The sequence below is a fragment of the Lawsonibacter sp. JLR.KK007 genome, from assembly GCF_036941135.1.
Taxonomy (GTDB): domain Bacteria; phylum Bacillota; class Clostridia; order Oscillospirales; family Oscillospiraceae; genus Lawsonibacter.
In genome coordinates, this window is sequence record NZ_JAYWSY010000002.1 from 324,242 (window position 1) to 343,502 (window position 19,261).

A 19,261-nucleotide genomic window follows, 5' to 3' on the forward strand; every position below is an offset into this window, starting at 1 on the left:
CTGATTTTATTCCTGATCCAGCTTGATGGTCTTGATGAGCGCCGGGATCATCTGCTTCTTCCGGCTGACCACGCCGGGCAGGGTGGCCACGCCGTCCACAATCTCCACGTCGAAGGTCTTGGTGATCAGCTCCTCCGCGCCGGCCCCAGCCATGAGCAGCTCGGTGCTGGAATTGCGCACATCTGTGAACATATAGAAAATGTAGTCCAGTCCCTGCTTCTCCAGCGCCTGGGGCAGGTAGGGTCCCACCAGGCCCTGGGCCGCTTTCCGGTTCTTCTCCATCATATAGCTCCCCTGGCCCACGCCAAAGCGGACATCCCCGCTGGTGAAGATCTTATAGTCCCCGCTGAAGACCTCCGCCGCCGTCTTGCCCGTCACATCGCCGCCGTGGGTAAACATATCGTCGGCATAGGTCTCTAAATCCACACCGGCCAGCTCCGCCAGCTTCCGGGCGGCCCGCTCGTCGGCGGGCGTGCAGGTGGGACTGCGGAACATCAGCGTGTCGGACAGGATCGCGGACAGCATCAGGCCCGCCATGGTGGGGTTGATCTCCACGTCATATTCCAGATACATCTGGTAGACGATGGTACACGTGCAGCCCACAGGGACGTTGCGGAAATAGACCGGACCGTCCGTCTCCATAGCGCCAATGCGGTGGTGGTCGATGATCTCCAGCACCTCGGCCTCGTCGATGCCCTCGGCAGCCTGGCTCTTCTCGTTGTGGTCCACCAGGATCAGCTGCTTCTTGTGCAGATTCAGCAGATTCCGGCGGGAGACCACGCCGATGTACCGGCCGTCGTCATCCAGCACCGGGAAGTAACGGAAGCGGACCGAGGCCATCACCCGGGTCGCCTCCTCCACCGGGGTGTGGAGACCGAAGGTGAGCAGCTTGCCCGAGGTCATGTAATGGCGGATGGGGGCGGCCTGGCTGAGGATCTGGCCGGTAATATACGTGTTGTTGGGGGTGCTGATGACGATGCACCCCTTTTCCTCGGCCAGCATCTGCATGGTGCGGGAGAGCTTGCTGCTGGAACCGACGATCATACAGGCGGCGTCCATCTCCAGCGCGGCCAGCTGGCTCTCCGCCCGGTTGCTCACGATGACGATATCCCCCGGCGAGATGGACCGCTCGATCAGCTCGGCGCTGCCGGCGCCGATGACGACCCGGCCCTCCACCCGCTTGCCGGTGATGTCCCCCACCAGAACGGTCCCGTCCAGAATGTCCAGCAGGTTCTGATAGCTGGTGCCGGCCTGCTCCAGGGTGTGAGGGTCCACGCCATTCATGTTGGCTGTGGCCACGTCCTTGACGGTGATGACCCCCTGCAGAACCTGATTCTCATCCACGATGCACAGCGTGTCCAGCTCCTGGTCCCGCATGGTCATCCAGGCCCGGCGCAGGCTGGTCTCCCCGTCCACCCCGGCGGCGGGACGGATGTCCACATCCCGGATGTGGGGGCTGACGTCGGTATACAGCTGGGGCACCGGGACCTTGAAGTAGTTCAGGACAAACTCGGTCTCCCGGTTGAGCAGTCCGGCCCGGCAGGGCTTGCAGGGGTGCTCCGGGTCGATCAGATTTTTCAGATTGCTGTAGGTGATGGCGGCGCAGATGGAGTCGGTATCCGGATTGCGGTGGCCGATCACCTTGATCTTTTTTTCCATGATATCCTCCCTTTTCCGCCGGACAGTCCAGCGGACCCGATCAGTTCGCTGTCCCCATCATATCACGCCGGCCCGCCTTTCGCAAGAAAAATCCGACTCTCCCTGCAGCCACTCCACCTCCAGCGCCTCGCCATCCTCCGGCGGGCCGCTCCGGACAGGGTGCGCCGTAAGATGTCCGTTCCTCTCCCGGTCCAGCAGCAGGCGGTCCAGGTCCACCGGCCCGCCCTGGAAGACGGACCGGCGGTCCACGATCTGAAGGCGGCCGTCCAGCTTCAGCACCTCCATGCTGGAGCACTCCAGCAGGTAGATCCTCCGGTTGGGGTCCAGATAGTGGACCAGCTCCGCCATATGGGGCTGTGCCTTCAGCTCCTGCAGGATGCTCTCCTGATCTAAGCTCTCCTCCAGCCGGTAGGGAATGTACTCAGCGATTTCCCCCTGATTGCCAACCGGTTCCTTTCAGACCTGAGGCAGAAGAAAATGATAGCTCCTCTGCTTCTCGCTCATTGGTGTGTCCTCCTTGCCGCTTTATCGTAACAGAAGGATACCAAACCGGAGCGGGCAAATTTTACGAGCGGTAGGTGTTCAGCGCCGCCTCCAGCTCCTGGGCGATCTCCTGGCGCAGGCTCTCCGGCTCCAGCACCTCCACGCTGCCGATGTACTGCAGGGCAAACAGCTTCGCCCCCGCCGGAGCCACCGACATGGACGCCTCCACCATTTGTCCGGGCCGGGGCGTGTACTCAGGCGCGTTAGCCAGGTAGTAACGCCGGGGACAGTTGTTCCGCTCTGCGGCCTTTTCCCCCCCTCCAGGGTCAGGCCGTCCTGAGCCAGCACCGCTCTTCCTCCCCCGCCCGCCGTTTTGACGGCCTGCAGCGCAATAATTCCGTTTCAGTGTAGCACAATTTCCAGCGAAAGGCAATCAAAACCGCCCGGAGCCCCCCCGACGGGACCGCTCCGGGCGGCAGGGTCAAAACCCAATGGAACGCCTCTCCTTCCCCGGCTGGGCCAGCAGCCGCTTCGACGCCTCCTCCAGGTCCGCCAGGACCAGCGCCTCCTCCAGGTCCGCCAGGACCAGCGCCTCCTCCAGGTCCGCCAGGACCAGCGCCTCCTCCTGTCCCTCCAGAACCCGCAGAGCCATCTCCTCCACTGCGCCCTGATACAGGCGGCGGGCCTCACGGCCGTTGCCGAACCGTTCGCCCTTCCGCTGGCGCAGCTCCGCAAAGAAGGCATCGCACAACTCCCGGGTCCCCTCCGGCAGGGCATAGCCCTCCCGGCGGGCAAAGCCCTGGAAAATGTCCCACAGAATGCCGTCGTCATAGCCTGGAAAGTCCAGCACCTGGGCCACGCGGCTGGACAGACCGGGGTTGGAGGCCAGGAGCCGCTCCATCTCCCCCGGATAGGTGGCGAAAATAACGGTCGTCTCCGGCTCCAGCTCCATGTGGCGTACCAGGGCGTTCACCGCCTCCGCGGCGTAGATGTCCTGCCCGTCGTCCAGCAGGGCCCCCGCCTCGTCGATAAACAGCACGCCGCCCTTGGCCCGCTGGAACAGCTCCGCCACCATGGGGGAGGTCTGGCCCAGATAGGACCCGATGAGCTGCTCCCGGCCCGCCTCCACAAAGCGTCCAGTCCCCCGGCCCTCCTCCCGCAGAATCCGGGCCGCCAGCCGGGCGGTGACGCTCTTGCCCGTCCCCGGCGGGCCGGAGAAGGCCATGTTCCGGCACGCCGGCTCCACCTTCAGCCCCCGCTGGCGGCGGTGATCCTCCAGGGCGGCGGCGGCCAGGCGGCGGCGGAGGGTCTGCTTGACCTCCTCCAGCCCGACCATCTCAGACAGGTCCCTCCAGCCCGGTGTTCTCCCAAAAGCTGTCCTCGCTCCTCTCCTTCTCCCGCTGCCTTCCCCGCTCGGTCTGCTGGGGGTCAAAGGAGATGTCTGTCAGCAGCTCCTTAAACTGGGGAAAATCGTCGCTGACCAGGATACGCAGTACCGCAGTGCTGTCGGTGATCAAATGGAACAAAAATTCCAGATGGGGCTGGCCTGCCAGGGCCTTGCGGCACACCGCCAGCATGTTGGTGATGGCCTTCCCGGTCCGCTGGTATGCCTCCATCCGGGGGGCGCGGACCTGATCCCGAAACTGCGTCTTGATCTGCTCCCAGCCGGCCAGGGAGTTCACCTCTCCCATCGCCAGCCCCCGCAGGAAGCTCTGAGCGGGGCGGTCCTCCACCGATCCGCTCCGGGCAATCAGCTCCTCGCTCAGGCATCCGGCCAGCGCCGGGTCCTCCTTCATCTGCTGGGACAGGCCGGCCAGCACCCCGTGGACCACCCCGGCGGTGTCATCCAGGCAGACGGCCTCCTCCGCCATGGTCTGTACCCGGCGCAGCAGCGCGGACACCAGCGACCAGCTGCGCTGGAAGTTCATCTGCTTGATGGCGGCCAGCGCCTTGGGGGACCCCTCCAGCACCAGCTGGATGACGCCGGAGGCAATGACCGAGGCGTACTGGGTGTAGTAGCTGAAAAAGCTCCGGGCCGCCTCCCCCGCCTGAATGTACTGGGCCATCAGAGCCAGGTCTGGCTGCTGGCCCGACTCCTCCAGGCGGGTCAGCATAATGGACAGGTCCTCCCAGCCCCGGGCGGTCACCAGGGCGGTACCATCCTCCTCCCGCTGGCAGATGTAGAAGTGCTCCTTGTGGTTGTCCAGGTAGGACAGCACCACCGGATGGATGTCCCGCGTTTTGGCATAGGCCCGCCAGGCGGGGTAGTCCGGGACGATGTGGACCAGCCGCATCCGGTCGGCGGTGACCGGGTCCAGGGCGGAGGCCGCCCGGTTGTACTCCGTGGGGTTGCCCGCCAGCACCAGCATCCACCCGTCCGGGATGGCGTGGGGACCGAAGGACTTGTCCTGCAGCAGCTGGAGCATGATGGGCCGCAGAGACTCGGAGGCGCAGTTGAACTCATCCAGGAAGAGGATGCCCTCCTGCAGGCTGGTCTCCTCCATGGTGCGGTAGATCTGGGCGATGATTTCGCTCATGGTGTACTCGGTCATGGACACGGTGCGCCCCTCCATGGTCCCCTGGATCAGCCTCGGCAGGCCGATGATAGACTGCCGGGTGTGGTGGGTGATGGAGTAGGACAGAAAGGCCAGCCCCTTGTCCTGAGCCACCTGGCGGACGATCTCCGTCTTGCCCACCCCCGCCGGACCCATCAGGCACACGGGCCTGGCCCGGCGGCGTTCCATGCGGTAGCGCCGCCGCCTGGAGGCAGAAGTCCAGCCCGACCCGTCCCGAGTCCGCCAAGCTCCAGCAGTTCAGCAGGCGCTTGGTCAATGTCACATCCAGCTCCGGCTCCTGAAGCAGCCGCTCCACACTGTGGTGCGCACAGCCCTCCATGGCGGCCTCAAGCGGGGACCTGCCCGAGCCGAGCCGGTTGACATTGCCTCCCCGGCTGAGCAGGATGTCCAGAATGTCCACCCGGTTCCGGCCGGCGGCCCTCTCCACCAGACCGCCATCCGCATCCTCCTTCCCCTGGCTCAACACCCACTCCACTGCCTGCATCAGCCGGTCCATCTAGCTCTCCGGCTCGATCCGCAATTCACCGAGCTGCTCAGAGTCTGTAGAGAGTACAGCAACCCCGCCCATCATACCAGTTCCTCTCCGTTATTCATCATCGCCCGCAGATCAGAGCGGGGCATCTTCGATTCTTTCCGTCCGCACAGCCTCTGGACTGTCACTCCGCCGTACAGCTCCAGCAGAAGGCAGCACTCCTCCTGTTCCGCCACATGGGCGCAGTCCAGAGGGGCGACGGGAAACATCCCTATCCCATCCACCCGCGACAGCCAGTTCCCCCCTGTGGTGCAGTCCAGGCCGTTCGGATCGGCGCCCAGTTCCAGCAGGGCCTCCAGGCAGCGTATCGAACCCATCTCCGCGCGCCACTTCAGATAGGCCTGGACCATCTTCGGGTCCTCCGCCGCCAGAATTGCCGCCGCCTTGGGGCTCTCCAGCATCTGGCGGCACTGGCTCTCCAGGTCGCCCCGGGCATGCAGGCAGATGAACCATGCTCTCAGCACCGCCATGGCCAGCCCGCTCAAGCCGCCCTCCGGAGCCTCCCCAATCACCGTCATGCGCTCCAGAATGGCCATCAGGCAGTTGAACGATAGCAATGGAAAGACCTGACACCGGTCGACCGACCGATGGACCCGCGGATGGGAAAGCACCCTCTGGAGCGATCCATCCTTACCGCTTTTTTTGCCGGTGCTGTTCATCAGATCCAGCACAACCTGGCTCATCAGATACTCGGGGATGAGGGGCAGGGCGTTCCAGGCCCAAGCTGCTCCTGGTCCCCATCAGGTCTGCCCGGCTTCCTGCACAAAATGGGAGGCAATGGACAGATTGAACCACTCCGGATGCCTCTCCAGGCAGGGCAGAAACAGGGGACTGTTCCTGTTTCCGAAGTCACCGGGGGTCAGCAGCTCTGCCAGCTCTATGCCGTACTTGCGGCACACGATCTCCTCCACGGCCTGACGTTGCGCCTCATCCCCCGGCAGAGGCCCCCAGCTCAGGGCCTTGCGGGCAAACCGGGAGATGTCCTCCGCCCTCACCGGCAGCAGGCGTTCCACGCAGCGTATGGCGCCGCACCAGATGGCCGCACTCAGCGGCTCACTGTTACGCCTGATATCGTAGGGATATACCTCCTCCTTCTGATGGACATAGCCAATGGGTTCCATCCACACGATATCCAGATCCATCTGATACAATGATCTGGCGATCTCCTGGTACCAATCTCTCTGGCCATCTGGCTCTCCGGCGGAGAGGGGCTGGCCCACGTCCCAGAAAGATAGATGGTATCCCCGCCCGATCAGCTTGATCACCGCCGCCAGATCGTCCAGCGCCGCCGGCGCCAAGGGGAAGCGCAGGGCTCTGCCCCACGCCGAGGTGATGATCCACCAGCCCTTGGGGGGCAGGGCGGTCAGACCAGCGATGTGCTCATCCACGCCCGCCACCTGGAAAAGTGCCGCGAGACCCTCACCGGTCTGCTAGCCGAACGCACCGGGCAATCCCGGGAAAAGCTGGCCGCCGGCATGGAGCGGGACTGCTTCCTGGACGCTCAGGAGGCGCTGGACTACGGCCTGGTGGACCAGGTTCTGTAGCAAAGGAGGATTCTATGGACTATCAGGCCGCCGCGAAGCTCTGCTTTCTCCTGGGGTTCCTGTGCTGCTGGCTCATCACGCTGACCATCCGCGCCGCGGCGGGAGCCGTCCGCCTGCTGCTGCTGCGCATGGAGGTGAAGGAGCTGGCCCGCCAGGTGGAGCAGCTGGAGCAGCTGGAGCAGGGGGAGGAACACCGCTCCTCAGACAGCATATAAAAAGGCCCGTCCCAAACCGTAAAAACGGTCTGGGACGGGCTGTTTCGTCTGCGGTCAATCGGTCAAACACACCTCAATGCCCTGCTCCTTCAAGGCTGTCAGCACCTCTTCGGAGACTGTCCGGCTGGTCACCACAATCTGGCCCTCCCTTTGGGGCAGATTCAGCGGCACGACTCCCCGGCGGGTGAATTTTTCGCTCTCGGTCAGCACCACCACCCGCTCCGCCTGGCCGGCCATATCCCGCACCGCCTGGGCCCGCATGTGGTCCTGATTGGTAAAGCCGGTGCGGGCGGACCAGCCGTCCACGCCGATGAAGAAGCGGCTGACAAAGAATCCCTCCGCGCACAGCCGCACCATGGGCCCCACCATGACCTGGGCCTCCGGCTGGTAGATCCCCCCCAGCAGGATCGTCTGGACCGCCCCCTTGCCCCGGATATAGGAGGCAATGAAGGCGCTGTTGGTGAGAATGGTCAGGTCCTTCCGCCGCTGGACCAGCACGTCGGCCAGCAGGGCGCAGCAGCTGCCGCTCTCGATCATGATGGTGTCCCCGTTGTCCACCAGCTCCGCCGCCCGCTCCGCGATCTTGCGCTTGGCCTCGTAGTGATAGGCGATCCGGCTCTGGACGTCGTCGGAGCTGCGCAGAAGGGCGCAGCCGTGCTCCCGGATGACCAGCCCCCGGCGCTCCAGATCGTCCAGGTCCTTGCGCATGGTGACCTGGGACACCCCCACCCGTCCAGCCAGGGCGGAGACCTCCAGCCGGTGCTCCGCAGTGAGCAGCTCCAAAATCATCGTTTCCCGGTCCTGTTTCATCGTTTCCTCTCCTTAAAAGAAGGCGTCGATCCCCGCATCCAAAAACACCTGCCGGAATGACGCCAGCTCCTCCTCGTGGAGGGCGGGGACGTCCCGGTATGCGTATTCCCGGCTCAAAAGCGTATACTTGTTCTCCCCAAACTGGTGGAAGGGCAGCAGCTGGACCCGGTCCGCTCCCGCCTCCCCCAGGAGGCGGACAAAACCGGCGGCATCCTCCAGGCTGTCGTTATAGCCGGGGATCACCGGCAGGCGGGGCAGGACCTCCTTTCCTCCGGCGATGGCCCGAGCCAGATTGTCCAGAATCAGGCGGTTGTCCACACCGGTCCCCGCCCTGTGCTGGTCCGGGTCCCAGTGCTTGATGTCGAACAGCAGCAGATTGGTCCGGTCCGCCACCCGGTCAAAGACCTCCGGCGGGGCATAGCCGGTGGTCTCAACGGCCGTATGGATGCGCCGCACCCCCAGCTTGGTGAGCAGTCCGGCGGCAAAGTCGGGCTGGGCCAGAACCTCGCCCCCGGACAGGGTCACGCCGCCGCCGCTCTCCTCGTAAAAGTCCCGGTCCTGGAGGCAGATCTTTGCCGCCTCCTCCACGGTCATCTCCTGCCGGTCCTTGGCCAGGGTGATCCCGTTTTCCAGCTGGCAGGGGGCCGGACTCTGGCTCTCCGGATTGGCGCACCATTTGCACCGCAGCGGACAGCCCTTCAGAAAGACCACCGTGCGGATACCAGGGCCGTCGTGAAGGCTGAATTTTTGGATGTTGAACACAATCCCAGTCCGGTTTTCCATAGGACACGCCACCTTTTTTCCATATGATAAAAAAGTATACCACAGAGAATTTTATATGTAAAGGAAAAACTTACGAACAAAAATTTTTCCCTTTTTCAAGCAAACCTATTGACGAAAAAGCGCCGCTGTAGTATCATCCAGTTATGGACGAAATAGAATAGGTTGCAAACGAAAGGAGAACCGATTGTGAACAACTATTTTGGAACGCTTACCCCCCGCATGCAGCAGTTCCGGGAGGAGCTGCTGGCCGCCCAGCCCCAGGTCTGCGTGGAACGGGCGCTGATCACCACAAAGGTCTACCAGGAACATCAGGACCAGCCCCTGGCCCTCAAGCGGGCGCTGATGCTGAAGGAGGTTCTGGAGCAGATGACCATCTTCATCGAGCCCCAGACTCTGATCGCCGGCAACCAGGCCAGCTCCAACCGCAGCGCCCCCATCTTCCCCGAGTACGCCATGAAGTGGGTCATCGACGAGCTGGACCAGTTCGAGCACCGGGACGGCGATGTATTCCACATCACCGAGGAGAACAAGCAGAAGCTGCGGGACATCGCCCCCTTCTGGGCGCACAACACCCTGCTGGACCGGGGTCTGGCCGCCTTTCCGCCCCACTCCAAGCTGTATTACGACCTGGGCATCATCAAGTCGGAGGGCAACATCACCAGCGGCGACGCCCACTGCGCGGTGGACTACGGCCGGATGCTGAAGGCGGGCCTGCGGGATTATGAGCGCCGGGCCCAGGAGAAGCTGGACGCTCTGGACCTGACCGACTACAAAAATATCCAAAAGAGCTACTTCTACCGGGCCATCCTTATTGTGGTCCAGGCCGTCAAGGACTTCGCCGCCCGCTTCGCCGCCCTGGCGGAGGAGCAGGCCGCCTCCGCCGGGGCGGAGCGCAGAGCGGAGCTGCTGGCCATGGCCGCCGCTCTGCGGAAGGCTCCCTATGAACCCGCCGGGTCCTTCCGGGAGGCGGTACAGGCCCTGTGGCTGGTCCATCTGGTGCTCCAGATCGAATCCAACGGCCACTCCCTGTCCTACGGACGGATGGACCAGTACCTGAACCCCTATTACGAGGCCGACCGGCAGGCCGGGCGCATCACCGAGGAGGCCGCCTGTGAGCTGATGTGCAACCTGTGGCTGAAGACCTACACCATCAACAAGATCCGCTCCTGGAGCCACACTCAGTTCTCCGCCGGGTCGCCGCTGTATCAGAACGTCACCGTGGGCGGCCAGACCGCGGACGGAACAGACGCCACCAACCCCATGAGCTGGTTGATCCTCAAGTCGGTGGCTCAGTGCCACCTGACCCAGCCCAACCTCACCGTCCGCTACCACAAAAACCTGCCCGACGACTTTATGAAGGAGTGCATTGAAGTGGTCCGCTGCGGCTTCGGCATGCCCGCCTTCAACGACGACGAGGTCATCATCCCCAGTTTCATTGCCAGGGGGGTCAAGCCGGAGGACGCCTACAACTACTCCGCCATCGGCTGCGTGGAGACCGCCGTCCCGGGCAAGTGGGGCTACCGCTGCACCGGCATGAGCTTCCTCAACTTCCCAAAGGCCTTGCTCATCGCCATGAACGACGGCGTGGACCCCGCTTCCGGCACCAAGCTGTGTGAGGGCATCGGCCACTTCCGGGAGTTTACCAGCTTCGACCAGGTGCTGGCCTGCTGGGACAAGGTCATTCGCGAGATGTGCCGCCAGTGCACCATCATCGACGCCACCTGCGACATGGTGCTGGAGCAGGACACCGCCGACATCCTCTGCTCCGCCCTCACCGACGACTGCATCGAGCGGGGGCTGAACATGAAGGAGGGCGGCGCGGTTTACGACTTCATCAGCGACCTTCAGGTGGGCATCGCCAACCTGGCCGACAGCCTGGCCGCCATGAAAAAGGTGGTCTTTGAGGACAAGGCGGTCACCCCCGCCCGGCTGTGGGAGGCCATGCAGGCCGACTTCCAGGGGGAGGAAAACGCCCGCATCCGCGCCCTGCTGGAACGCGCCCCCAAGTACGGCAACGACGACGACTACGTGGACCAGCTGGTGGTGGACGCCTACAACGTCTACATCGACGAGATGAAGAAGTACCACAACACCCGCTACGGCCGGGGACCCATCGGCGGGGTGTACTACGCCGGCACCTCCTCCATCTCCGCCAACGTCCCCCAGGGGGCGGGCACCCTGGCCACCCCCGACGGCCGGAAGGCAGGGGAACCTCTGGCCGAGGGCTGCTCCCCCAGCCACAACGCCGACAAAAACGGCCCCACCGCCGTCTTCAAGAGTGTGTCCAAGCTGCCCACCGAGGAGATCACCGGCGGCGTGCTGCTGAACCAGAAGGTCACCCCCCAAATGCTCTCCAAGGAGGAGAACAAGCAGAAGCTGATCGCCCTGCTGCGCACCTTCTTCAACCGGCTCCACGGCTACCACGTCCAGTTCAACGTAGTGTCCCGGGAGACCCTGCTGGACGCCCAGGTCCACCCGGAGAATCACCGGGACCTGATCGTCCGGGTGGCAGGCTACAGCGCCTTCTTCAACGTGCTGTCCCGAAAGACCCAGGACGACATCATTGCGCGGACGGAACAAGAACTGTAACGAGAGGAGCGTTTTCTGTGAAATTACTGATCGATGACGCCAACATCGCGGCTATCCGGGAGCTGTACGAGTTCTACCCCATCGACGGCGTGACCACCAACCCCTCCATCCTGGCCAAGACCGGCCGCCCGCCCTTTGCGGTGCTGCGGGAGATCCGGAGCTTCATTGGTCCGGAGGCCAGCCTCCACGTTCAGGCAACAGCCCCGGAGGCCGCCGGTATGGTGGAGGACGCCAAGCGGATCACCGGAGAGCTGGGGGAGCGCACCCTGGTCAAAATCCCCTGCATCCCCCAGGGCTTTAAGGCCATGAAGGCCCTGCGAGAGTTGGGCATCCGGACCACCGGGACCGCCGTCTACACCCCTATGCAGGCCTTTCTGGCCGCCCAGTGCGGGGCGGAGTACGTGGCCCCCTACGTCAACCGCATCGACAACATGGGCTTTGACGGCATTGCCGTGGCCAAGGAGATCCAGGATATTTTTTCCAACAACTGCATGTCCGCCAGCATTCTGGCCGCCAGCTTCAAAAACTCCCAGCAGGTGCTGGAGCTGTGCAAATATGGCGTAGGGGCCGCCACGGCAGGGCCGGACATAATCCGGGCGCTGGTGAAAAATCCCGCCATCGACGCCGCGGTGGACGCCTTTGCCGCCGACTTCCGGAAGCTCACCGGCGTCCAGGCCATGACGGACTGCGAATGAGGGTGCTGGTCCTCGATATCGGCGGTACGTTCACCAAGTACGCCTGCATGGACGAGGCCATGCGCTTTCTGGAGCGGGGAAAAATCCCCACCCCCCAGGACAGCCGGGAGTCCCTGATCGAGGCCCTTGGGCAGATCTACGACGGCCTGCTCCCCCTGGACGGCATCGCCCTCGCCATGCCCGGCATCATCGACCCGGAGCAGGGCTGCTGCCGCATGGGCGGCGCCCTGCGGTACAACGACGGCTTCTTCCTGCGCCAGGCCCTGTACCGCCGCTGTCCGGTGAGGATCTGCATGGAAAACGACGCCAAATGCGCCGCCCTGGCAGAGGCCGCCGCAGGGAGCCTTCAGGACGTGGACGACGGCTTTGTCCTGATTTTTGGCACGATGATTGGCGGCGGCTACATAAAGGACCGGAAGCTCCACCGGGGCAGGCACTGCTCCGCTGGAGAGGTCTCCTACATCGTAACCGACCGGGACAGCATGGCCGGGCCCGATACCATCTGGGGTACCCGCTGCGGCACGCCCTATCTGTGCAGGCTGTACGCGGAGCGGATCGGGGCGGACCCCAGAGAGGTGGACGGCGTTCAGGTGTTTGAGGCCGTCGCCCGCCGGGACCCGGACGCCCTGGACTGCCTGGAGCGGTTCACAAAGGAGATCGCCGTCCAGATTTTCAACCTGCAGACCGTGCTGGATGTGGAGCGCTTCGCCATCGGAGGCGGCATCAGCGCCCAGCCCGCCTTCCTCCAGGCCATCCGCGATCAGCTCCAGGCCCTGTACCGGCGCTGCCCCTACACAGTGCCCCAGGCGGAGGTGGTCGCCTGCGCCTTCCAAAACGACGCCAACCTCATCGGCGCGCTCCAGTGCTTTTTCCGTGCATACCCGTAATACTGCGCAAAAACTCCGAACATCCTGGGATGTTCGGAGTTTTTTGTTTGGGTACCTCCGGGGATCACGCTGGCGAAACGGGCAGGCGTTCCATCTAAAGGTTTGCAAACACCTCTACCTGAAGCTGCAGTCCGCCCGCAATCTTCTGATTGGTGTCCATCTCGCTGACAATGCCGCCCAGATCCTCCACCAGGATGCGGGTGCTGTCCGCAACGCCGGTGACATCCGCCACCGCGCCGTCCACCGCCCCGGAGATGCCGGAGATAGAGCCGGTGATCTCCTCCATTGCGGCCCGGAGCCGGTCCGCCTGGCTGTGGAAGTCCTCCATAGACCGCTGTATGTGGGCGGCGTCCTCCCGGTACTGCTGTCCGGACTGGACCGACTGGGCCAGCTGCTTCGAGATCGTCTCCCCCAGGTAATCGGCCAGCTCCTGGGCGCTGGAGGCCAGGTACTTGACCGCACCGGTGACGATCCCGCTGACCTCCTTGATGTGTCCGGCGGCCTCCCCGCAGGCGTCCGCCAGATGACGGACCTCCTGGGCTACTATGGCAAAGCCCTTTCCCGCCTCTCCGGCCCGGGCCGCCTCGATGGAGGCGTTGATGGCAATGAGGTCCGTGGAGGAGGAGATTGAGAGGATGTCCTGGGTCAGAATGCTGATCTGGTCCACGCTCCGGCTCTTCTCAATGGCCTCGTTCAGAACGGACATAATCTGCTCCGTACGGGCCTGTACCGCCTCCATCTCCTGCCGGGCCGACTGCTCCATCGTCTCAGAGCGGCCCCGCATCTCCACCGAGTACCGGTTGAGCGCGGCACTGGCGTCGGTCATCTGCCGGGCCTCCTCCTGGGTCCGGCCGGCGCTGGTGGTGATGGCCGATGTATTCCGAGAAATCTCCCCAAGGGCGCCGGAGAGCTGCTCCGTCAGCCCGGAGAGCCTTTGGGCACTGCCGGAGGAGGTCTCGGTCCGGCCGCGGATCTTGCCCACCACCCGGTTGAGCGACTCCGAGCTGTCCTGAAGGGTATCCATCGCGTTCCGGATGGGGGCGACCACATGCCTGCGGATGATCCGCAGCGCCGCCCATACCAGAAAAACTCCCACCGCCAGGGCTGCGGCACTGATGACCAGTGCGCTGACATACACGATGAAGAGACGGCTCTGCGCCTCCTCCGCCTGGGCGCTGACCGAGGCGGAAAGGGTGTCGATGCCGGACTCCACGGCGGCGCTCTGCGCTGCCACCTCCCCGTTGGCCATGGCGTACGCCTCCTGGGTCTTGCTGTCGGCGCTGGCGCAGACCAGATGGACCAGCGCATGCTTGAAGGCGTCATAGTCCTCCAGCAGGCCGCGGTACACCGCCTCGTCCTCCCCGGTCACAAAGGGCGCGTAGCTGGCCAGCTGCCCGTCCAGCTCCGCCTCCTCCGCCTTGATCTCCTGCACCAGCCGGATCATGGTGTTGTGATCCGCCGCCACGATATGGGACAGCGCCAGCCGGTGCAGGTCCATCATCGACCGGCGAATCTCCGCCAGCCTGGATTCGCTGGCCATGTACTCATCCACAATGACTCCGGCATTGGCGTGGACATTATTGATGCCGAACACCGCCAGCAGGTTGGACGCCAGCATGATCAGCCCCAGCAGAACCACCGGCAGGATCAGACGCTGCTGCAGCGTAAGCTTTCCTTTCATACCAATCCCTCCATCATCGAGCAGTCACATTCTCTACCATGCGGTCCAGCTGGGCCTGAAGGGAGGCGCCCGAGGGGTTCCCGTCCGCCATGCTGGCGGCAAATTCCTCCACCGGAGCCCAGAAGTTGCCCCCTACCCGCTGGACCTGAGAAAATTCCGCCTGGGCCAGCAGGGCCGCCATGGCCGTCGAGTTCTGGACTTCCGCCGAGGCTGCGGCGGCGCTGTTGGAGGGACCCTGTCCCCTCCGCTCAAAACGCAGGCGCTGGTTCTCCTCGCTGGTGATCCACTCCGCAAGCCTGACCGCCCATTCCGGGTACTCCGAATAGGCGTTGACGCCAATGAGCTTACAGCCGGAGAACGAGGCCATCTGCACCTGCTGTCCGCCGCAGGTAAAGGTGGGCAGCTTGACCGCTCCGGCGTTTTCCCCCCAGGCCTCCTGAATGGCCACCGTATTCCAGACGCCGCTGACACCGGCGATGAGCGAGCCGTCCTGAACGCCCTGCAAAAACGCCTCGTCGGTCCGGCTGGAGAAGCCGGGGCTGGCGGCGACGGACAGCATGGACTCCGCCACGTCCACCCCGGAAATGGGACCGTCCGTGCCATTCCAGGTGCAGTAATTGGTGAGGCCGTCCTCGTTCAAGCCCACCTCCAACCCGGTGTTGCCAAAGAAGGCGTACACATACCATGCGGACGACCAGTCCATGGAGACCTGCCGTCCCGCCTCCTCCGCCACGGCCAGGATGCGATCCAGCGTTTGCACGTCATCCTGGCTGAAATACGCCTTGTTGTAATAGAGAAAATACCCGTTGTCCGCAGTCAGCGGGTAGGCATACAGCGTTCCGTCCACACTGGCCGCCTCCACTGCCGCCGAGAGGTTGGCTTCCCGAATGGACGCGGCGTCCTCAATGGGGTCCAGCGCACCGGCGGCGGCCAGCGCGGCCACCTGGTCATCCGCGAAGGTAAAAACGTCCGCCCCGTTTTCCAGGTCGCCCAGCAGAACGTCCTTACAGTTGGACTCGCCCTGCGGCTGGCAGGTGATCCGGAAGCTGGCCTGGTCCGAGTAGTGGTCCTGGAAGGCGGCGGTGATCTCCTGAAGCAGCTCCATGTCCTCCTCCGCGGCCCAGACCGTCAGCTCCACCACCTGCTGTGTCACCGTCTCATCCGCAGGGGGAGCCTGCTTCCCGCAGGAGACCGGCAAGAGAAGCAGTCCGATGGATAAAAGCAGAAAAAAAGCCCCTTTTTTCATATCATCATACCTTTCCTGATCAATTGGCAGTCATATGCAGGGAACCTCAGCGAACGGCCGCGCATGGAATGCGCAGTCAGTGCCGGATTATTATACCACCGTTTCTCCCATTTCGCAACCGGCGATCCGGCCCTAATTTTGATCCGCCGACCGGCGCCTCCAAAGCGCAAAAAGCCGCTCCGCCCGCTGGATGCTCCCAGCGCGGCAGAGCCGGCTTTTCCGTTTTCGTTTGAATCCGCCCTTTTCGTTCCCGTCATGTAATGGATCAGCAAAATTCCTTTTTCACAAAAAGGGTCTTGCTGGGATGGACGCATGAGCAACAAGACCGCCTGGAATGATTTGTTCCATCTGTCAGCCCAGGTACTTCTTCAGCACCTCCAAAAACAGGTCGATGTTCAGCGGCTTGGCGATGTGCGCGTTCATGCCGTTCTTTAAGGCGGCCTCCCGGTCCCCCTCCATGGCGTTGGCGGTCATGGCAATGATGGGCAGGTTTTTGGCGTCCCCCCGGGGCATGGCGCGGATGGTGCGCGTGGCCTCATACCCGTCCATGACCGGCATCTGCACGTCCATCAGGATGGCGTCGTAGTAGTGCTCCTCCGCCTGGCGGACCATCTCCACTGCGTCGGTGCCGTCCGGCGCGGTCTCCACGGTGAAGCCGGTCTCCTCCAGGATGGACTGGGCAATCTCCCGGTTGAGCTCGTTATCCTCCACCAGCAGGATGCGCTTGCCGTTGAAGTCCGCCTGCGTCCAGGAGGCGCTCTCCTCCTCCTTCTCGATCAGATGGTTGGCGGCCAGCAGGACGGACTTCAGGTCGGACATGAACAGCGGCTTGGCGCAGAAGGCGGTGATACCCGCCTGCTTGGCCTCGTCCTCGATGTCCGTCCAGTCGTAGGCGGTGAGGATGATGATGGGCGCCTCCTGGCCCACTGCGGCGCGGATGCGGCGGCAGGTCTCAACGCCGCTCAGCTCGGGCATCTGCCAGTCCAGGATGTAGGTGTGGTAGGAGTCCCCCTCGTTGCGGGCGCTCTTGGCCCGGTAGACCGCCTCCTTGCCGGAGGTGGTCCACTCCGCCCGCATCCCGATCTGCTTGAGCATGCGGACCACGCTCTCGCAGCTGTCGCAGTCGTCGTCCACCACCAGGGCCCGCAGGCCCTCCAGCTCCTTGATCTGCGCCGCGTTCCTTTCCACGTCCTGGAGCTTCAGGCTCAGCTCCACCCGGAATTCGCTGCCCCTCCCCTTCTCGCTCCGGACCGTGATCTTGCCGCCCATCATATCCACGATGTTCTTGGTGATGGCCATGCCCAGCCCGGTGCCCTGGATGCCCGTCTTGGTGGTGCTGGCCTCCCGTTCAAAGGGCTCGAAGATGTGCTCCACAAACTCCTGAGACATACCGATGCCGTTGTCCTTCACAATAAACAGGTAGTCCCCGTATCCCCGGTGGAAGGTGGTCTCCTGCTGGATGCGGAAGCTCACCGTCCCCCCTGCGGGGGTGTATTTCACCGCGTTGGACAGCAGATTCACAAACACCTGGCTCAGCTTCAGCGAGTCGGCGATCACGTCCTCGTTGTTGACGTCAAAGGTGTCGATGAACAGCTCCAGCTGCTTGGCCTTCACCTGGGGCTGGATAATATTGACCAGATTGTGGGTCAGCTCGGAGATGTTGCAGTCCTGCTCCTTGATCTGGACCTTTCCGCTTTCGATGCGGCTCATGTCCAGAATATCGTTGATCAGGTTCAGCAGGTGGTTGCTGGAGGACAGCACCTTCCGCAGGCAGTCCTGCACCTGCATCTTGTTGTCGATGTGGCTCGCCGCAAGGGTGGTGAAGCCGATGATGGCGTTCATCGGGGTGCGGATGTCGTGTGACATGTTGGACAGGAAGGTGGTCTTCGCGCTGTTGGCCCGCTGGGCCTGCATCAGGGCCTCCTGAAGGGCTCTGGTCTGCTCCCGCTGCTTCTGCACCTGGGCGGTGATGTCCTTGGACACCACCATCACCATGATGTCCCTGGTGCGGTCGTCCTGGGTCATGATGAACGACTGGCGCACGCACATCTGCTGCTTGGCGGCCCCCCAGCCCCAGTAGTCGACGGTCACCTCCGCCTCGCCCTGCTCATAACGCTGCTTCAGATAGTCCAGGTTGACCATCGCGTCGTACTCCTCCAGGGATTCCTCCAGAATGAAGGCCCGCCACGTTTTGAAGCACACGGAAGCCTGGCAGGGCGCCTGAAGGCCAACCTTTTCCAGCAGGGAGACCGGATGCCCGTTGATGGTGCGCACAATGTCCTGCTCGATCAGATCTCGGGTCAGATTGAACTCAAAGGTGGAGAAGGCCGCGGAGGTGATGGCGATCCGGTACTGCCGCTCCTTGCGGTTGGCCAGCAGCTCCTTCTCCTTCAGGCCGGTGATGTGGGCCTGGCTCTCCCGCATCAGCAGGCGGCGCTCCTGCTGAGCCCGCATCAGCAGCACCAGGATATACACCGCGAACAGGCCCACCAGGATCATTTGAAGGATCATCCCGTCGTGGTTGGCGTCCCGGATCATCTCCTGGGTCACGCTCTTGGGATAGGTCTGGACCAGCACATATTCGCTGTTGGGCACATGGAGCACGCACAGATTGTCCGTCAGGCTGCCCGGAGCGCAGATAAAGCCCTTCTCCCCCGCGCCGTTCCGGATGACCTCCCAGGCTCCGGCGGCGGTCTGGCTGTCGATGACCCCGGTCTCCAGCAGCATATCCGGCAGGAGGCGGTCGTCGACGCTGTTGAAGTCGGAGGAGGCGATGACCTGCCCCGCCCGGGTACACAAAAAGACGGTGGCCGCCTCGCCAAAGTAGTTGGTCTCCAGCATCTCCTGGAGATAGTCCTCGGCAAAATACAGCCCCAGCAGCATCCCGAAGATCTCGTCCTGATGGCGCAGGGGGGCGTAGTAGACCATGGTCGCCTTTCCGGTAATCCGGGAGTCAAACACCATGTCGTTGCCGCTCTCCCCCCGCATGCCGTTGATGAAGTAGGTCCGGTCGGAGCTGTCGTTGGTCGCTCCGCTGGAAGCCAAATTGACCCCCTCCGCATTGGTGAAGCGCAGGGCGTCGAAGTCCGAGTTCATCTCCAGCTGGGCCAGCATCTCCGCAGAGACATTGGGCTCGGACAGCGTGATGCCCAGAAGATAGCTGTAGTTGCGGACCCGCCGCACGGCGTTGGTGAGCTCACTTTCAATCCGCAGGGTGGTCTGCCGGGCAGAATCCATCGCGTAGTTCAGGCTGCGGTTCTCAATCCGCTGGCTGTTTGTGGTGGAATACCACAAAAACAGCAGGCAGATCGCCGCCAGCAGGATCAATATGTACAACATGTTCTGCCAAGTCCCTTTTGCGCTGCGCATAGGACACAGCCTCCCCTTCATGATTCAATACAGCTCTATTGTAACACCTCCCGGTCAAAAAGTATAGCACTTTCCACAAAATAATTGCGCGCCGGCGGAGCTTCCGCTGGCGCGCAGTTCAAATTCAGCTCGCTTGATCACGATTGCAATCATGTCCTTGTGGAAACCGCCGAAGCGATATCCCGGCAGCAC

General features: G+C 63.3%; 16 protein-coding genes and 1 pseudogene. 5 read left to right on the top strand and 12 right to left on the bottom strand.

All coding sequences use genetic code 11. From position 1 onward, the window contains the following. Nucleotides 1-6 precede the first annotated feature (6 nt). The 7 genes from VV088_RS11395 to VV088_RS11425 all read right to left on the bottom strand — a co-directional run bounded on the left by VV088_RS11395 (nt 7) and on the right by VV088_RS11425 (nt 6,548). A complete protein-coding gene (locus tag VV088_RS11395) occupies nt 7-1,659 on the bottom strand; it encodes a putative manganese-dependent inorganic diphosphatase (protein WP_334600827.1) in 1,653 nt (550 codons plus the stop codon). A gap of 57 nt (nt 1,660-1,716) precedes the next feature. Next, a complete protein-coding gene (locus VV088_RS11400) occupies nt 1,717-2,007 on the bottom strand; it encodes a hypothetical protein (RefSeq protein WP_334600829.1) in 291 nt (96 codons plus the stop codon). Nucleotides 2,008-2,224: 217 nt separating this feature from the next. After that, nucleotides 2,225-2,359 carry a hypothetical protein gene (locus tag VV088_RS22785; RefSeq protein WP_442913149.1) on the bottom strand — a complete coding sequence of 45 codons (135 nt, stop codon included), beginning with the start codon at nt 2,357-2,359 and terminating at the stop codon, nt 2,225-2,227. A gap of 264 nt (nt 2,360-2,623) precedes the next feature. Further along, nucleotides 2,624-3,478 carry an AAA family ATPase gene (locus VV088_RS11410; protein ID WP_334600831.1) on the bottom strand — a complete coding sequence of 285 codons (855 nt, stop codon included), beginning with the start codon at nt 3,476-3,478 and terminating at the stop codon, nt 2,624-2,626. Between the two features lies 1 nt (nt 3,479). Further along, nucleotides 3,480-4,886, bottom strand: a complete 1,407-nt coding sequence (locus VV088_RS11415) for an AAA family ATPase (RefSeq protein WP_334600832.1) — start codon at nt 4,884-4,886, stop codon at nt 3,480-3,482. Between the two features lie 399 nt (nt 4,887-5,285). After that, nucleotides 5,286-5,933: a hypothetical protein gene (locus VV088_RS11420; RefSeq protein ID WP_334600833.1), complete on the bottom strand. Its 648-nt coding sequence runs from the start codon at nt 5,931-5,933 to the stop codon at nt 5,286-5,288. Nucleotides 5,934-5,990: 57 nt separating this feature from the next. After that, on the bottom strand, nt 5,991-6,548 hold the full coding sequence (locus VV088_RS11425; protein ID WP_334600834.1) for a hypothetical protein: 558 nt from the start codon (nt 6,546-6,548) through the stop codon (nt 5,991-5,993). Between the two features lie 34 nt (nt 6,549-6,582). On the opposite strand from VV088_RS11425, the pseudogene VV088_RS11430 reads away from it, so the two are divergent. After that, a pseudogene (locus VV088_RS11430) lies at nt 6,583-6,794 on the top strand (ATP-dependent Clp protease proteolytic subunit). Between the two features lie 14 nt (nt 6,795-6,808). Beyond that, a complete protein-coding gene (locus VV088_RS11435; protein ID WP_334600835.1) occupies nt 6,809-7,009 on the top strand; it encodes a hypothetical protein in 201 nt (66 codons plus the stop codon). A 54-nt stretch (nt 7,010-7,063) separates the two neighbouring features. Here VV088_RS11435 and VV088_RS11440 read toward each other — a convergent pair whose 3' ends face one another. After that, complete coding sequence (locus VV088_RS11440) at nt 7,064-7,819, bottom strand: DeoR/GlpR family DNA-binding transcription regulator (RefSeq protein ID WP_334600836.1); 756 nt, start codon at nt 7,817-7,819, stop codon at nt 7,064-7,066. 12 nt (nt 7,820-7,831) lie between these two features. Then, nucleotides 7,832-8,602 carry a glycyl-radical enzyme activating protein gene (locus VV088_RS11445; RefSeq protein ID WP_334600837.1) on the bottom strand — a complete coding sequence of 257 codons (771 nt, stop codon included), beginning with the start codon at nt 8,600-8,602 and terminating at the stop codon, nt 7,832-7,834. Between the two features lie 219 nt (nt 8,603-8,821). Here VV088_RS11445 and VV088_RS11450 point away from each other — a divergent pair, with 219 nt between their 5' ends. Genes VV088_RS11450 through VV088_RS11460 form a run of 3 tightly spaced genes read left to right on the top strand, consistent with a single transcriptional unit; the run spans nt 8,822 to nt 12,773 of the window. Next, nucleotides 8,822-11,191, top strand: coding sequence for a glycyl radical protein (locus VV088_RS11450; RefSeq protein WP_334602064.1), 2,370 nt, complete (start codon nt 8,822-8,824; stop codon nt 11,189-11,191). Between the two features lie 17 nt (nt 11,192-11,208). Then, complete coding sequence (locus tag VV088_RS11455) at nt 11,209-11,886, top strand: transaldolase family protein (RefSeq protein ID WP_334600838.1); 678 nt, start codon at nt 11,209-11,211, stop codon at nt 11,884-11,886. Beyond that, nucleotides 11,883-12,773: an ROK family protein gene (locus tag VV088_RS11460; protein ID WP_334600839.1), complete on the top strand. Its 891-nt coding sequence runs from the start codon at nt 11,883-11,885 to the stop codon at nt 12,771-12,773. Before VV088_RS11455 ends, VV088_RS11460 begins: the two co-directional genes overlap by 4 nt. Nucleotides 12,774-12,867: 94 nt before the next feature. Here the strand turns inward: VV088_RS11460 and VV088_RS11465 are convergent, their stop codons facing one another. From VV088_RS11465 to VV088_RS11475, 3 genes are all read right to left on the bottom strand, one after another. Next, complete coding sequence (locus VV088_RS11465) at nt 12,868-14,454, bottom strand: methyl-accepting chemotaxis protein (RefSeq protein WP_334600840.1); 1,587 nt, start codon at nt 14,452-14,454, stop codon at nt 12,868-12,870. A gap of 13 nt (nt 14,455-14,467) precedes the next feature. After that, a complete protein-coding gene (locus tag VV088_RS11470; protein ID WP_334600841.1) occupies nt 14,468-15,700 on the bottom strand; it encodes an extracellular solute-binding protein in 1,233 nt (410 codons plus the stop codon). Between the two features lie 351 nt (nt 15,701-16,051). Continuing rightward, a complete protein-coding gene (locus tag VV088_RS11475) occupies nt 16,052-19,069 on the bottom strand; it encodes a hybrid sensor histidine kinase/response regulator (protein WP_334600842.1) in 3,018 nt (1,005 codons plus the stop codon). Nucleotides 19,070-19,261 lie beyond the last annotated feature (192 nt).

What these genes read in the sequence shown, in the direction of transcription:
- VV088_RS11415 (WP_334600832.1), bottom strand. Translation starts at nt 4,886, where the DNA reads ATGGAACGCCGCCGGGCCAGGCCCGTGTGCCTGATGGGTCCGGCGGGG.
- VV088_RS11420 (WP_334600833.1), bottom strand. Translation starts at nt 5,933, where the DNA reads ATGAGCCAGGTTGTGCTGGATCTGATGAACAGCACCGGCAAAAAAAGC.
- VV088_RS11465 (WP_334600840.1), bottom strand. Translation starts at nt 14,454, where the DNA reads ATGAAAGGAAAGCTTACGCTGCAGCAGCGTCTGATCCTGCCGGTGGTT.
- VV088_RS11450 (WP_334602064.1), top strand. Translation starts at nt 8,822, where the DNA reads ATGCAGCAGTTCCGGGAGGAGCTGCTGGCCGCCCAGCCCCAGGTCTGC.
- VV088_RS22785 (WP_442913149.1), bottom strand. Translation starts at nt 2,359, where the DNA reads ATGTCGGTGGCTCCGGCGGGGGCGAAGCTGTTTGCCCTGCAGTACATC.
- VV088_RS11410 (WP_334600831.1), bottom strand. Translation starts at nt 3,478, where the DNA reads ATGGTCGGGCTGGAGGAGGTCAAGCAGACCCTCCGCCGCCGCCTGGCC.
- VV088_RS11475 (WP_334600842.1), bottom strand. Translation starts at nt 19,069, where the DNA reads ATGCGCAGCGCAAAAGGGACTTGGCAGAACATGTTGTACATATTGATC.
- VV088_RS11470 (WP_334600841.1), bottom strand. Translation starts at nt 15,700, where the DNA reads ATGAAAAAAGGGGCTTTTTTTCTGCTTTTATCCATCGGACTGCTTCTC.
- VV088_RS11460 (WP_334600839.1), top strand. Translation starts at nt 11,883, where the DNA reads ATGAGGGTGCTGGTCCTCGATATCGGCGGTACGTTCACCAAGTACGCC.
- VV088_RS11440 (WP_334600836.1), bottom strand. Translation starts at nt 7,819, where the DNA reads ATGAAACAGGACCGGGAAACGATGATTTTGGAGCTGCTCACTGCGGAG.
- VV088_RS11445 (WP_334600837.1), bottom strand. Translation starts at nt 8,602, where the DNA reads ATGGAAAACCGGACTGGGATTGTGTTCAACATCCAAAAATTCAGCCTT.
- VV088_RS11400 (WP_334600829.1), bottom strand. Translation starts at nt 2,007, where the DNA reads ATGGCGGAGCTGGTCCACTATCTGGACCCCAACCGGAGGATCTACCTG.
- VV088_RS11395 (WP_334600827.1), bottom strand. Translation starts at nt 1,659, where the DNA reads ATGGAAAAAAAGATCAAGGTGATCGGCCACCGCAATCCGGATACCGAC.
- VV088_RS11435 (WP_334600835.1), top strand. Translation starts at nt 6,809, where the DNA reads ATGGACTATCAGGCCGCCGCGAAGCTCTGCTTTCTCCTGGGGTTCCTG.